The organism is Phosphitispora sp. TUW77 (assembly GCF_048453025.1).
Taxonomy (GTDB): Bacteria; Bacillota; Thermincolia; order Thermincolales; family UBA2595; genus Phosphitispora.
Genome location: NZ_CP156677.1, coordinates 631,975 through 646,457, shown reverse-complemented (window position 1 = coordinate 646,457; position 14,483 = coordinate 631,975). Strand labels below are relative to the sequence as shown.

Here is a 14,483-nt window from a genome sequence, read left to right as displayed (position 1 = left end):
TCAAAGCTGCAGCTTGTTTTCAATAGCTTCAGCCATTCCTTCATAGATGCTGATTTGGAGCACCTTTCTCAGAGCCTCGCATTTAGTATAGCCTGCGTCAATCAGATCGCTGCAAAAGATTGCAGCACTATCTATCAATTCATTTTCTTGGCTTGCCTCTCCTGAAACAGGACCAGTTAAAGATGCGTTCATAGGCGCAAAGCCTTCAACAAGGCTTAAAAATGTATTGAGTTTCTTTTCAGCATCTGCGCCTAATTGACCTTTTACGTCCTTGATCAGGGCATGGCCGCGGTTTATTCTGAAAAATGTTCTTCCTCGAATCGAGGCTTGCTCCCATATTGCATCATTGTCTTCCGCCTTGATCTGCTGATTTATAATGGCTCCTCTATAGTAATAGACTTTGCGCGAAGCCTCTTGGGCTGTTCTCGCAATCCTCCGTATTCCTTCCCGCAGTGTAGAAGGAGGGGCTGCTGATGATTTCTTTACATCGATTTTCCATTCAAAATCCATATCGCCAGTCAAATCCAATTGGATTCTGGCAAGCTGACCTGGCTCATTTTTTCGCAGCATTTTAAACCATGTGCCAGGGACAATCAAGCGTTTGTTCCTATAAACATAAAATCCCTGCTGCTCCAGCCATCCACTAGGGCCAGCTTCATCATATTCTTTAACTGATAATTTCGAGTGATGCGGCAAAATAAATGCTTGGGCCCGAATACTCATCCCATTGCATTCTAGGAATTCTTCTCTGAATTCCTGGGTTGCAAGGCAGTTCCGCATGAATGGATCCCATGGCTCAACTTTCTTCCCATTAATAAAAATGGCTATTGCTTGGGCTCCCGACAAAAACCTGTGAAAAACCATGGACAAATGCCTTTCCATATCGGCAATTCGCTGCCAAAAACGGCCAATCGCTTGATCGCTTAGATTTTCCGTAATGAGCCTGTCCAGCTTTTCCAATACTACAATCGTTCCTTGCTTGCAATTGCCAAACCTGCCAAAGGCATCCTCCCAACCAGGCGTCGAACTTCCATCAAACAATTCCCATCTGTTTGTTTCAGCAATATTGTCGATGTCCCATACTCTCAAGCACATTGCAGTTGCATCCAAAAGCTTGCTGCCAACAGTCAAACGCTTGCATAATGAGAAGGCTGCAGTTTTTAATCCCATGCCGAAACGGCCTAGATCATTATGTCCTCTTGGAACAATCGGATTTTTTGAGCCGATTTTCATCGCCTGGTGCAAATCAGCCTCATTCATTCCGTATCCATTATCGCGTATGCTTATATAACTAAATTCTTTATTCCATTTAATATCAATATTTATTTCTGTTGCTTTAGCGGTGATGCTGTTGTCAATGATATCAGCAAGCGCAGTTTCTAGCGTATAGCCTACTGAACGCAAAGACAATACAAGTGGTGCAGCATCAGGAATTGCAAGTTTTGGATTCATATTACACCTCATGAATCTTATCGCATTTATCGCATTTTCATTTTTCTACCCTTTTGCTGTAATGGAAGGGAGGCAAACTTCTAGTATAAAAATCTAACCCAAAACAACAGAATTAACATCCTGTTCAAGTTCATTTCCAACCATGTTGCATCATTTCTTATATCCCGTGAAATTGCTATAAGAACCTTTAAAAATAAATATAGCAACTATCCAACTATTTTAGTCAAGTGTCACGTCCGAATAATACAAATATCCTCTTTTTGCGTTTTCGCGCAGATCATTTTGGAAATAATCTAAAGCCTTTTGAATGTTAAATACTCTATAGTTGTAAGCTACAGCTAAATCTAGCATCATAAGTATCCCTTTAGGATCATCAACAGTAGTACTTCTTGATTTGCGTGTACGACTCAAATTGTGAATCACGCCTCTATATATCAGGTTAGCTAATTTTTGTCTATCAGTTCTTGAAGTGCTGATAAATAAGTGTACTGGCAATTTTTTTTCATCTTCACGGCTTTCATTTCTGGTTTCTGCCCCAGTATTTCTAGCGGAAATCCGTGGGATAATTACCTTTTCTAAATAGTAGAAGTCTTTGTTAGTCAACTGGCTTTCATTTAATGTTTGGCCGTCTACAATCGTTTGAATAGCCGAACTTATTGACACCATATCAATTTTTTTAATCTCTGTAACAGCTGAAAATTTTTTACTAGCCTCTCCATAGGCAGTTTTAACTATTTCGAAGTACCTTCTGGGTAGCCCATTGGAAGCAAAAGCCGCTAACAATTGGATTTTTTCGTCCTCAAACAGCCAAAGAATATTGCCTTTTGATTCAGGATGCAAGGTTTGCAGCCTGCGCTCAGTAATATACTTGAAAAAGGACTCGTATTCTTCATATAATACATCCATTTCAAGGTACTCCATACTGCAATCTTCGCCAGGAATAAAATCGAATTCGTGGCCTTTTGATTTCGATGCATAATTAGTAGACTGCGGAGGATAAACACTGCCATTAAAGTATAAGAAATTTGTTCCTTCCGAAGTTTCCGTTGAAGCTCGGATAAGTTTTAGCAGACGAAAAACTTCAATTTGTGCTTTATTCGAGACCCCTGATATCTCGTCCAAAAGCAGCAGTGAATAGTTAAGCTCTAATATATCGTGCAGTCCTTTAAAAAACTCGATTATATACCTTGACGCATTATTGTGCGACAATCTTTGAAGAATATATTCTATTTTTTCTTTATCTGAGTAGCTACCAGCTGTTTTTAGCCCTTTAACGCCTAATTCGCCGAGGAAGCCCTTAGACTTATCTTTTTCCACTTTTATTTCACTACTCAGCAATTCTTTGTTTAACCGTTCAAATAACTCTTTTACGCTATCTAACACCTCAGAAAAGGGCATTTCTGTAAAAAACTCAAGAATAAGCGCATCGGATCTCAATTTTTTTAACAGCAAAGTATTTCCGGCTTCCTCAATAACTTTTCGATTTAGGTTAATAGTTTCAAAGGCTAGTCTGACAATATTTGTATAAAGGTAAGTTCTAAATTTAGCCTCATCTAATGATTCATATTCAGACAATCTCGCCAAGGAAATATATACTGGCAAGATTCTATTTTTGGCAAAGTTTTTTAGGTTTTCATCTCTTATCATTTTAAGAATATGAGTTTTTCCTGTTCCTCGAATTCCCTCAAACAAAATGTTTGTTGCAGACATTGCAGTTTGAGTCAGGTCCAACCCAGGATTTGCATGAGTTTCTGGGGCAAAATTAGTCTGAGCATCATTATTAAAAAAATTGGGATCAACTTTAACTAATGGCATCACTGACCCTCACTTTTAAATTGCCAAAGTAATTTCATTTAAGAATTCCACATCTTTCCTATATTTCCTCCAAATTATTTGCATTAATCTCATGACTCTATCTATATAATAAAAGAGAACGCCAGCTAAAAAGCCAACATTCTCTCATCATTGCCCAGTCTCAAATTTACTTCACACTGTGTAATATAGACAGGTCTAAGCAAGCATTAAACATTTCTACACACTCAATGTCCAATACAACTGAAACATCAATTTTATTTTTCAAAACCTTATTCCTGAAGTCCTCACCATCCGTGGTAAAAGTAGTATGTCGCGCAAAGTGCTGAAAACTAAGGATTTCTACGTATCTTTTCTTTGCATTCCTACAACACACTCAACGTGGCTCGACCGTATGTTTTTAATTACAACAACCGCACATTTTCAACCTATTGGTTCGGTAGATACAGTCCACACTTTTTTCCTGTTCGGTAGATGCAGTCGACCAATAATGTCCGTTTGGTAGAATGGTCAATGATAAATTGGAATCAGTTAGTTACTTGTATTCACTCGGAATAGGAATATTAAATCTCTCACACAATAGTTTTACATCATGCACATCATTTTCATCATGCTCATATCCCAAGTGAAATAATACTTGATTTTCAGCATCAATACATCTTACTATTTTATCGCCTATTTTCCCAATGCCACTAAACACTTCTGGAGGATATGCTTCTCCTTCAAAAACAATGTATCCTTGTTCGTTGAATTTAAATATATGAAGATCAATTATCCTGCCTTTAGCATCTTTCCAAACGGCGTGAGATACGGTGGTATATGATTCTGTAACTTCAGTAAATCCTTTTTCTTTTAATATTTCAATAAACTTTTTACTATTACTTTCTCCCACAAATAAATCAATATCGTTGTGTACTCTTGTTTCTTCTTCTAATAGCGCATCTACTCCCCAACCGCCATCTATCCAAATGTTAATTCCATTTTCTTCAGCATATGTTATTATCTCAATGGCATCTGTTTTATTTACCATGTAATCCCTCCGTTCAAATTACCATTTCTACTTTTACAATTGTATTGTTTTTGTTGCAACATTTTCACAAAATGTACTATCATGCTCAACAAACAAAATTGTAGGTTCATGTTCAATTAACAATTTCTCAATCTGCATACGAGAAATGACATCAATAAAGTTCAATGGTTCATCCCAAATATACAAATGTGCTCGTTCACACAGACTTTTAGCAAGCAATACCTTTTTCTTCTGTCCTCCACTAAAATCCTCAATATTCTTTTCAAACTGTTCTCTTGAAAAATCAAGTTTTCTTAGCAGCGATTTAAATAAGCTCTCCTCAATACGGTGTTTATCTGCATACTCAGATAAGTTACCATCTAAATCCGAAGTATTTTGTGAAACATACGAAATAATTAACCTATTATTCCTTTTTACAATTCCACTATGGGGGATGTCCTCTCCATAAATTAATTTCAATATGCTTGATTTTCCGCTGCCATTCTTCCCTTGAATAGCAATCTTTTCACCTTGCTCTATAGTGAAACTTACTCCTTCACAGACAATTCTATCATCATATTCAATTGCAACATCTGTAAGTTCTACAAGTTTTTTGTCATAGAAAGTAAGCGGTGCTATTTTTAAGCTTTCATTAGATTCAATATTTTTAAGGAGCTTTGATTTTTCATCAATCATATCTTGTTGTCTAGATTCTATATTTTTAGCACGCTTCATCATTTTTGCTGCTTTGTGTCCAACATAACCTTTATCTAATTTACTCCCTGAATTAGTAGTTCCATGCTTGCTGCTTTCCACACTATCTGACCATACAGTTGTACGTTTCGCTGAACTCGAAAGTCGGCCGATATCCTTTTTCAATTTTTCATTTTCTGCTAATTCAAAACTATCTTGTAATTCTTTGTTTCTCCACCATGAAGAAAAGTTTCCTCTCTGTATTTCAATATTAGTTTTGTTAATTGCTAGAATATGATCAATACAATTATCTAGAAAAGCTCTATCATGTGAAATCAGAATAAATCCTTTCTTTTTTGCCAAGTAGCTACTGAGCTTTTTTCTACCTTCTGCATCCAAATGATTTGTAGGCTCATCAATAAGAAGAAATGAGTTTTCCTTCAAAAACATTGCAGCAAGCAAAGCTTTGGTCTGCTCACCTTTTGATAGTGTATTAAACTGTCTATATAAAACATCATCATCTATATCCAACAAGGATACTTCTTTCATTATTTCCCAATCCATTGAATTGGGACTGATTTCCTTTATGATATCTATGGTAAAACTTTCTGGATCCTGCATCTCATAAGGAAAATATTCAAAAGTTACATTAGCTGATATACTTCCATTATATTCGTATTTCCCAAGCAAAAGATTTAGAAAAGTAGTCTTTCCTCTTCCATTTCTTCCGGTAAAGCCCAATTTCCAATCGGTATCAATTTGAAAACTTACATTTTCAAAAATATTATCATAGCTACCTTCATAAGCAAAGGTTAGGTTTGTAACATTTATTAAAGACATATTTTTGTCCTCCTCTGTATTTAATAGTATAAATAACAAAGTCAGAACAATAGGCGACCTTGTTATTACTCCATATAGGTATCGCCTGCAGTGTCCGACTCTATATGGAGATTATCATGTGTTAGCAAAGTGTCTTTATTTATCATAATGTTATTTGTCCTCCTTATTCGAATTATTTATAAAAAAGAAAGAGCCGCAAGAATTAATTATTCTTACAGCTCATAGGTATACATAGTTAAGCTAATCATTTTAGCATAACATAAGTGTATATATTAAGAGAAAAAAGAATAACTTTCTTGCATAAGCACAACAAAACAAACAGAACGCACCTGTCTATCTTTGTATTAAATGTACTTTAAAATTAGCAAGAAAAATTAATCATTTTTTCACCTCAAATTTCAATTTTTATCATTATACTATAATAGGTCAAAAAAGTCAATAAAGAGTGAATCGAAAAAACCGCCAACCAAGAGAGGATTAATCTCCTAATTGGCGGTCTGTATCCAAGTTATGCTTATACTTCTACTTCAATTCCTGACTTAAACCTCACAACCAAGTTGTTTTCAAATATAGTTGCTTTCTCAACTAAGAGCCTTACCAACTCTTCATCGTAATCAAGGCTCTGATCTGCATGGTTTTCTATAAATTCCATCATCTCTGTAATTCGGTCTTTTTCGCCTTGGCTTTCCGCTTCCTCTGTAAGGATAGTTTGCTTTCTTTCGCTAAGTGCCTGTATTTCATCAGCAAGGTTTTCATAGTCTTTGCCGGAATTAGCATAGCTAATGAGTTCTATCTGTTTTTCTTCCATTTGCTTGTCAATGTTGGCAATGGCTTGTTCATTGCTCACGCACACCACCGACTCAATATTCTCTCGTAAAATCGCAATCATCGATTCGCCACCGCTAAGAACCTGATTAAATGCCTCTGCTACTGCAGCATGGAGGTCTTCCTCTGAAATTGTCCTTGATGTGCAACCTTTCGGTCCCTCTTCCAATCGAGTAACGCATCTCCATACAGTAGACTTCTTGCCACGGTTGTTCCAATAAGTCCGCCTATATATGTCTCCACAATCACTACAAAAGGTGATGGAGGATAATGCATACTTACTACTATATATCCTTCTCCTTCCTTCTTTGCCTTTGAATAAAAGGCTCCTGCGTTTCATTTCTTCCTGCACTTGCAGATATAGCTCTCTTGGAATGATAGCCTCGTGATTATTCTCGACATAATACTGGGGAACGATGCCTTCATTCTTAACACGCTTTTTTGTTAAGAAATCCACAGTATATGTTTTCTGTAACAGTGCATCACCAATGTATTTTTCATTCTGCAGTATTTTTTGGACTGTTTCTGGTCTCCATTTTGAATTGCCCGCCGCTGTGTAAATACCATCTCTCATCAGACCTTTACAAACTCCTGCGAGGCTCTCGCCCTCAAGGTACTCTCTGAAAATTCGCTTTACAACCTCAGCACCTTTCGGCTCAATGATAAGGTTTCCGTCCTCATCCTTTGTATATCCGAGAAAGCGGTTATGGTTGACCTGCACTTTGCCTTGTTGGTATCTGTACTGAAGACCAAGCTTAACATTCTGCGAAAGTGACTGGCTTTCCTGTTGTGCCAAGGATGCCATAATGGTAAGGAGCACCTCACCCTTGGCATCCATTGTATTAATATTTTCTTTCTCAAAATATACGGGGATGTTCTTTGCTTTTAAGTCACGGATGTACTTTAGACAATCTAAGGTGTTACGGGCAAATCGGCTGATAGACTTGGTAATAATCATGTCAATGTTACCAGCCATGCATTCATCTATCATACGGTTAAACTCATCACGCTTTTTCGTGTTTGTGCCTGAGATACCATCATCAGCAAAGATGCCTGCGAATTCCCATTCAGTATTTTTCCTAATGAAATCTGTGTAATGCTCCACCTGTGCCTCGTAACTTGTAGCCTGTTCATCTGTATCCGTAGAAACACGACAGTATGCTGCAACTCTGAGTTTCGGTATATTTTCTGTTGATACTGTATTGCCAACCCGTTTTCGAGCCGGAATGACAGTAACATTTTTGCCTACATTTATATTAGCCATCACTCCACCTCGCTTTCTATCAGGCCGTACATATATTCAGCTTGTACAAAAGGATCATCAAAAAACTTCGTCTGCCTGCTCATTTTAAATCTTGTTTGTGGAGTGGGCGGTAATGGCTCTCTATATTCCTTTATTCTTCCAAGAGCCAGTGCCCGTCTGCGAATTTCATTGGTTGCCTTATTAAAAACTTCGCTATCAACAATGGCAGGGTAATAATCATCCCCAACATAACGCTCATTTTGTAGCATTCTCTTTGCTGAAGCGTGGTATAATTTAAGTCCTGCTTTTTCGGCAGCCACTGTAAGAGCCAACCCAGAGTTATAACCTTCAAAGAGTTCTTTTACTTGACCTGCTGCCGTTTCATCTATAACTGCCTTACCGCCTTCAATGCGGTAACCATATGGTGTATGTGTCATTAATCCACCAGCCTTTCTTTTAAGGAAAGACCGCATTTCATTTTAAATACAATCTCTTCCCTGGAATTTACAACTATCTCATATACAAAATCCTCAAAAACATTATCGTTAAATTTCAATGCCATTCTGTTTCTGCTACAGAACCTTATGAGCCTTTGGGTTTCATCTATCTTTGATGCATTACCGCTTACCGCATAAGATATATGTTTTTTCTCTGTGGCAAGCCGAGCAAACTCACTTAATAATTCGGTATTCTGCTTTGTAAACAGTCCCGGATTTAAAAGTCCCTTTGACATAAGTTCCATAAGCACGTTACGCTGATTTTCGTTCTTCTCAATCCGTTCCTCAATTTCAGTTATCTTCTTGAGATAAGCTTTCTCATCAATATTTCTCAACCCTTGCATAAAGGGTTTGAGTAGCACATCACAAGAAAAAACCAGCTTGTTTAGCATAGTTACAAATGCAGCCTTAATATCTTCATCTTTGATGAACTTCATTGAGCATTTAACTGTGTGATCTATGTGTTTTGTACAGCACCAGGCGATATACTCGTTCTTTCCGGAATAATGAATACGTCTTTTGAAACGGGAACCGCACTCTCCGCAGGTTATTATGCCGGAGAATACATACCGCTTTTGGTATTTTCCTTCCTTTTTAAGAACACCCTTTTCCTTACCACGTTGCTCCATAATCGATTGTGCCTTTTCAAAATCCTCATGGGTGATAATAGCCTCATGATGATTTTCAAAAAGGTACTGATTTTCTTCGCCGTAGTTTATATGGCGGTTAAATTTGCTGTCTGTATAGGTCTTTTGAAAGATTACATCTCCGGTATATTTTTCGTTCTTAAGAACACCTTGAACCGTTGACGGATGCCATATTGTACCTCGCTTTGATGGAATGCCTCGCTCATTTAATTCTTTGGCTATGAGAAAGGCTCCTTTGCCGTTAATACACTCTCTAAAAATGGTGCGAATTATTTCTGCCTCCTCAGGCACAATCTCCATCTTTCCATCAGCATTTATGTAACCGTATGGAGGGTAGGAAATTATAAAAGTGCCATTTATAAAACGTTTCTGAATAGCCCATTTACTGTTTTGTGAAATGGAAACAGACTCGCTTTCGGCAAGACCGCTTAGTATGGAGAGCATTAACTCACTTTCCATAGAACCTGTATTAATGTTTTCTTTCTCGAATTGAATGAACACACCAACATCACTCAGTCTTCTTACCATTTCCAAGCAGTCGGTTGTATTTCTTGCAAAACGGCTGATTGACTTTGTAAGAATAAAATCAATCTTGCCTTGCTCAGCATCTGCGATCATATCCAAAAGACCGGTTCTGTTATCTTTCTTAGTACCGCTCAAGCCTTCATCATAATAAAGGCCTGCAAAATCCCATTCTGGATTTAATTTAATGGAGCTCTCATAGTGTTCTTTCTGAGCCTTTAAACTTACCAACTGTTCATCGCTGTCAGTAGAAACTCTGGCATATGCAGCAACACGAAGTTTTCTCTTTGAAGTGGCTGCTATATTGTCAACTTTAAATATCTTTTTCATCATCTCACCTCGCTTTCGGTATATGACATATTCGCTCTAAAAGCCAGTAATAGCAAGTGTTTTAGGACATTATCTTTGCTAAAACAGGTGAGAACTTTTTACGATTCAACTCTGTAATTTTGTCGAATTCATCCAGTGAAATTAAACCCGCAGATAAAAGCTGTTTGAGTAGTTTTTGAGCCATATAATAATCAGCCTCTTTCTGCATTTGGCTGTTAGTCATCTTTATTGCTTCACCATGTATTTGGCTGTTGTCTGTGACTTGAAAAACATTCATAGAAAAACACCTCCTACCTGGTAGCCACGGCGGGAGGTGAAATCTGATGTTTTCACTAATCTTTTTTATAAAAATCGCACTCATAACCATCGGCATTAAGGAGTAGCCCCTTTGCCCAGGGAGGGACGCTGCCCATTTTGTCACATACGCTGTCTATCGAAATTCGAGGTTCTGCCTCAATGATTACTTCATCATGCACATGAGCCACGATGTTGCAAATACGGAGTGTCTTCATGGCATACATCAAAATATCACGAGAAATTGCCTGAACAATGTTTTCTACAAACTTGGGTCCATAACTTTCAATTCTTTCCCATTTCTTTGTTCCACCTACACCTTCGTAAGTCACAGACTCACCACCGAAGATGTTTTCACCGATACGTGGTTTTACATAGGCAAGTTGTCTGCTGGAGGGGAGAACAATGAAGAGCATTCCACTCATGCAGTGAACCTTAATGTTGTTAATTTCTTGAGACTTATTTTCCATGATACATTTCTTAACAACGCTATCAACATCCCACCAGAACTTTACGATGTTTGGATTGGATGCTCTCCAGGCATTTACAAGGGGTTTCAATTCTTCCTCTGCAAGTCCCATCTCCAATGCACCCATAGCCTTTAATGCACCGACTGATCCGCCATATCCAAGTGCTAATTCTGCTATTTTTCCTTTTTGCCTTAGATGACCGTTCACACCATGCTTTTCAACAGGAACTTTAAACATCTGAGATGCAGATGCACAATAAATATCACCGCCGCTTGCGAATACTTCGGTTCGCCATTCTTCACCTGCAAGCCATGAAAGCACACGAGCCTCAATTGCTGAAAAGTCTGCAACGATAAACTTATTGCCTTCCTTTGGTACAAAGGCTGTACGAATCAACTGTGAGAGCGTGTCTGGTATGTCTTCATAGAGCATTTCAAGTGTTTCGTAATCACAGCTTTTCACTATGCCTCGTGCCTCTTTTAAATCCGACATATGATTTTGAGGCAGGTTCTGTAATTGCACAAGCCGTCCTGCAAAGCGGCCGGTTCTGTTTGCGCCATAAAATTGGAACATACCTCTGGCACGAGAATCTGCACAAATAGCATTTTCCATTGCCGTATATTTTTTCACAGATGATTTTGCAAGTTGCTGACGGAGCTTAAGAACTTCAGCCAAATGCTCCGGTGCATCCTTCAATAGCTTCGCCACAACTTTTTTACCAAGCGTGTCTGTTTCTAGGCCGTTTTCAGAAAGCCAGCCTTTCATCTGTTGTACCGAGTTGGGATTATCAAGTTCTGTTAATTGCTGCATTGCTGCCATCAGCTTTTCGTGAGAAATCTCATCCATAGCAATAGCCTGTTTTACAAAATCCATATCAACTTTTATGCCGCGATCATTGATTTCCTGGTCGAGATGGTATTCATCCCATATGTCTTCCGGAACAGGAAACTTTATAAGCCTTTGCTGTATCTGTATTTCCGTTTCAACATCACGCTTGTTGTAAGCCTTAAACCTCTGCCATTTATCCTCATCATCTCCTGGCATATTACGAGTTCTTCCACCGTTGGATTTGGTAGGAGCACACGGAACACAGAAGTATCTTATAAGGTCTTTACCTTCGGTCAGCTTTTGCTTTTCAAGGCCAAGAACGGCACCCACACCTTCCAAGGAAAGGGGAAGTCCCATATATGCAGACCATACCATTGAACATTTCCATGATGAAGGATTTAAATAATATCCAAAGGAATAGCCAAGATAACGGGAAAGGCAGACACGCTCAAACTGAGCATTGAATGCCCATTTGGTTATATTTTCATCGGTTAATGCATCGAGTATCTTCTTCGGTATCTTTTCTCCACTCACAAGGTCAACCACCATAACCTCTCCGCCATCGACAGAATATCCAAATAGTAATATTTCAAAGTCATCTGCCTCTACATAACGGTAAACTCCGCTCTTTTGCAAATTGACAGATGAGTATGTTTCAATATCGATTTCCAAGTTCTTCATAACATACCTCCATTCCTAAAAGAAAAAAGGTGGCAGAGGGAGTGCCTCCACCACCGTAAAGTTACCGTTTCTATTAGGCAAGGAAGTCATCATCCACAAGAGTAGTAAAGTCATCTGCGGCAGAAGTCTTTCCACCGAGAGGTTCGCCGTCCTTAATCTTTTGAATATTACCAAGACCGCAGGCTACACCCTTATTGCCGTTGGAGTTGAAAGCATAGAAGTTAAGAGAAACTCTACCGTAACAACCGCTGTACACTTCACTTCGATCCATAATAGGCTTAACTCTTTTGTCTACAATCTGCGGTGCGGTTACGCTATTGGCATTGATAAAATAATGCCCCTTGTATGCCTCATCATCGCGCTCTACATCTCCGTCACGGAGAGGAAGTTTGATGGTAGCTTTATTCGGTTTCTTACCACCAAACTTTGCAATACCTTCTTCAATAGCTGCATCGATAGCAGCGTTTACTGCATCTATGGTTTCCTTATCATCCTTTGGAATGAGAACGGACACACTGTATTTCTCAGCACCGCCGTTAATAGATACCGGCTCCCAACCGTGGAAATAAGAGAGCCTTGTGTTTACACCTGTGATAACCTTAGTTTTATTAGTGTTATTTGCCATAATATTTAATCCTCCATAATTTCGTTAAATTCGTTTTTTGCATCTGCTACGTTTATAGCCGGTCTTTTATCCGAATTGGGAACAAGAGTCGGCTTGCCCGGTGGTTTATAAATGAGGTCACCGAGTATTTCCTCGAATTTGGCTTTACCCATCAGTTTCTGCATCTCTGTCATAGGGATGAGGCTCTTACGGTAAATGTCCTTAAATCCACTTGCCACGGCTTTTTCTGCGATGGCATCTTCATCTTTGTATTTGCGAACAGAGCGACCTTCCACAACTTTAAAGCCGTTCCACTCTTTGCCGTGATTCACAGCGGCATCTGTGGCATAGGCAGTTATTTCATTTGCCCATTTGGTAAGGTCGGGGAGAATGAACAGAATCTCTTCTATCTCATTGTCAGTAAGTAACGGTGGCATCTTAAACTCTGTCTGGGCAAGTTTCAGCTTTTCCTCGGCTCTTGCACGGCATCTGACTGCAGCTTTGCAGAAAGTACACCATTCACCTGGTATATATTCACCCTCGCCGTTATAGGCTTTGACTGCCTTTGGTTTAAGCTCCTCTTCTGCCCAGCATTTAAGTTCCTCTACCGGTACAGTCCATGTGCTTACATTTTCTCTTCTTGGCTGAAAAATCGTCATTGACACTTCATTAATATCATAAAGGCTGTCATAAATTTCAAGGGCACCCAAGGCATACAGTTTCATCTGCGGATTGTCCACTGCATCTACAAGCACACCCATGCCATATTTGAAATCTATGATGTGAAGTCTGTCATCTGAGATAATTAAACAATCTCCAGTACCAAAGCCGTCCGGCACATAGCAGGAAAAATCAAGACGCTTTTCGATAAGAATGATAGGATCATTGCAGGACTGTTTTGCAAGCCCCACCTGTTCCATAACGAAATCAACATAGGCATCCGTACATTCTTCCATCTCATCTGAGTCAAACTCTGATATAGGACGCTTGCTCCTTATATGGAGTGCTTTTTTCAGTTTGTGTTCCGAGAGTGCATGTGCCGCTGTTCCTTCTTCTGCCGCAGTACCGCTCGTATCTTCAAACTCAAGTTCAAGCCTTGCTGATGGTAAACAATGAAGCCATCTGTGTGAAGATGATGCAGATAATATTGCATGATTACCCATTGCCAAGAACCTCCGCATCTTTCAAGATGTCGGAATAGTAAGCCTTGTCAACGGCACTTAACTTGTCGGCACCATACTTTTGAATGATCCCTCGCACTTCGGCAGTAAATCCAAGCTGGCTCTTTTCGGCAAGTACCATACGCACTTTTTCAAGTGGGATATCCAGCTCTTTTGCTGTTTCTGTCTTTGTGGCAGGCACTTCATTAGGAACAGAATCAGTTTCTGTCATTGCATCACAAACTGCCTGTATGCTGTCTGCAAGACTTCGCATATCATTTACCACATCAAGCAGTAACTTTACTTTGCTCAAGATCGTTTCCTCCTTTCGTAGTCTCACAGATGGAGAGTTCCTCGACACTGTCTCCTGGGATCAGAATAGTTACACGTCGTTTATCTCCAAGGAGGAAACGTAGGATGCGCTCCCTAATGGTGACATTACGGCAAGTAACGATTCCGCCTGTCTGTGGCTCTTTTGAAACACTGATTTTAAGATTGTGTTTCATGTCCTTCACCTCTTTCCAAAGGGCGATTTAATTTGTTGCCCTCTACCTGGTAGCCACGGGAGGAAAGGAA

13 protein-coding genes are annotated in these 14,483 nt (G+C 39.1%); all 13 read right to left on the bottom strand.

Features of this window, described 5'->3' with window-relative positions:
- Nucleotides 1-1,452: an ATP-binding protein gene (locus ABFY19_RS03085; protein WP_418791783.1), complete on the bottom strand. Its 1,452-nt coding sequence runs from the start codon at nt 1,450-1,452 to the stop codon at nt 1-3.
- 219 nt (nt 1,453-1,671) lie between these two features.
- A complete protein-coding gene (locus tag ABFY19_RS03080; protein ID WP_418791782.1) occupies nt 1,672-3,267 on the bottom strand; it encodes an ATP-binding protein in 1,596 nt (531 codons plus the stop codon).
- Between the two features lie 532 nt (nt 3,268-3,799).
- Nucleotides 3,800-4,294, bottom strand: coding sequence for a nucleotidyltransferase domain-containing protein (locus tag ABFY19_RS03075; RefSeq protein WP_317330516.1), 495 nt, complete (start codon nt 4,292-4,294; stop codon nt 3,800-3,802).
- A 33-nt stretch (nt 4,295-4,327) separates the two neighbouring features.
- Nucleotides 4,328-5,806 carry an Lsa family ABC-F type ribosomal protection protein gene (locus ABFY19_RS03070; protein WP_317330518.1) on the bottom strand — a complete coding sequence of 493 codons (1,479 nt, stop codon included), beginning with the start codon at nt 5,804-5,806 and terminating at the stop codon, nt 4,328-4,330.
- A gap of 514 nt (nt 5,807-6,320) precedes the next feature.
- Nucleotides 6,321-7,895 carry a recombinase family protein gene (locus ABFY19_RS03065; protein WP_418791781.1) on the bottom strand — a complete coding sequence of 525 codons (1,575 nt, stop codon included), beginning with the start codon at nt 7,893-7,895 and terminating at the stop codon, nt 6,321-6,323.
- Complete coding sequence (locus ABFY19_RS03060; protein ID WP_418791780.1) at nt 7,895-8,311, bottom strand: recombinase; 417 nt, start codon at nt 8,309-8,311, stop codon at nt 7,895-7,897. The genes ABFY19_RS03065 and ABFY19_RS03060 overlap by 1 nt, the downstream gene beginning before the upstream one ends.
- Nucleotides 8,311-9,870, bottom strand: a complete 1,560-nt coding sequence (locus tag ABFY19_RS03055; RefSeq protein WP_418791779.1) for a recombinase family protein — start codon at nt 9,868-9,870, stop codon at nt 8,311-8,313. Before ABFY19_RS03055 ends, ABFY19_RS03060 begins: the two co-directional genes overlap by 1 nt.
- Before the next feature lie 61 nt (nt 9,871-9,931).
- Entirely contained in the window at nt 9,932-10,147 is a 216-nt protein-coding gene (locus ABFY19_RS03050) for an SHOCT domain-containing protein (protein WP_418791778.1), read from the bottom strand.
- A gap of 55 nt (nt 10,148-10,202) precedes the next feature.
- Nucleotides 10,203-12,143 carry a DNA polymerase gene (locus ABFY19_RS03045; RefSeq protein WP_418791777.1) on the bottom strand — a complete coding sequence of 647 codons (1,941 nt, stop codon included), beginning with the start codon at nt 12,141-12,143 and terminating at the stop codon, nt 10,203-10,205.
- 73 nt (nt 12,144-12,216) lie between these two features.
- Entirely contained in the window at nt 12,217-12,768 is a 552-nt protein-coding gene (locus tag ABFY19_RS03040; RefSeq protein WP_418791776.1) for a DUF2815 family protein, read from the bottom strand.
- A 5-nt stretch (nt 12,769-12,773) separates the two neighbouring features.
- Nucleotides 12,774-13,910, bottom strand: a complete 1,137-nt coding sequence (locus tag ABFY19_RS03035; RefSeq protein WP_418791775.1) for a DUF2800 domain-containing protein — start codon at nt 13,908-13,910, stop codon at nt 12,774-12,776.
- A complete protein-coding gene (locus tag ABFY19_RS03030) occupies nt 13,903-14,220 on the bottom strand; it encodes an rRNA biogenesis protein rrp5 (protein ID WP_418791774.1) in 318 nt (105 codons plus the stop codon). The genes ABFY19_RS03035 and ABFY19_RS03030 overlap by 8 nt, the downstream gene beginning before the upstream one ends.
- Complete coding sequence (locus tag ABFY19_RS03025) at nt 14,195-14,413, bottom strand: hypothetical protein (protein ID WP_313164313.1); 219 nt, start codon at nt 14,411-14,413, stop codon at nt 14,195-14,197. The genes ABFY19_RS03030 and ABFY19_RS03025 overlap by 26 nt, the downstream gene beginning before the upstream one ends.
- Nucleotides 14,414-14,483 lie beyond the last annotated feature (70 nt).

Excerpts from the sequence above, each read along its gene's own strand:
- ABFY19_RS03035 (WP_418791775.1), bottom strand. The coding sequence starts at position 13,910 with ATGGGTAATCATGCAATATTATCTGCATCATCTTCACACAGATGGCTT.
- ABFY19_RS03075 (WP_317330516.1), bottom strand. The coding sequence starts at position 4,294 with ATGGTAAATAAAACAGATGCCATTGAGATAATAACATATGCTGAAGAA.
- ABFY19_RS03045 (WP_418791777.1), bottom strand. The coding sequence starts at position 12,143 with ATGAAGAACTTGGAAATCGATATTGAAACATACTCATCTGTCAATTTG.
- ABFY19_RS03070 (WP_317330518.1), bottom strand. The coding sequence starts at position 5,806 with ATGTCTTTAATAAATGTTACAAACCTAACCTTTGCTTATGAAGGTAGC.
- ABFY19_RS03065 (WP_418791781.1), bottom strand. The coding sequence starts at position 7,895 with ATGGCTAATATAAATGTAGGCAAAAATGTTACTGTCATTCCGGCTCGA.
- ABFY19_RS03025 (WP_313164313.1), bottom strand. The coding sequence starts at position 14,413 with ATGAAACACAATCTTAAAATCAGTGTTTCAAAAGAGCCACAGACAGGC.
- ABFY19_RS03055 (WP_418791779.1), bottom strand. The coding sequence starts at position 9,870 with ATGAAAAAGATATTTAAAGTTGACAATATAGCAGCCACTTCAAAGAGA.
- ABFY19_RS03060 (WP_418791780.1), bottom strand. The coding sequence starts at position 8,311 with ATGACACATACACCATATGGTTACCGCATTGAAGGCGGTAAGGCAGTT.
- ABFY19_RS03085 (WP_418791783.1), bottom strand. The coding sequence starts at position 1,452 with ATGAATCCAAAACTTGCAATTCCTGATGCTGCACCACTTGTATTGTCT.
- ABFY19_RS03040 (WP_418791776.1), bottom strand. The coding sequence starts at position 12,768 with ATGGCAAATAACACTAATAAAACTAAGGTTATCACAGGTGTAAACACA.
- ABFY19_RS03050 (WP_418791778.1), bottom strand. The coding sequence starts at position 10,147 with ATGAATGTTTTTCAAGTCACAGACAACAGCCAAATACATGGTGAAGCA.
- ABFY19_RS03080 (WP_418791782.1), bottom strand. The coding sequence starts at position 3,267 with ATGCCATTAGTTAAAGTTGATCCCAATTTTTTTAATAATGATGCTCAG.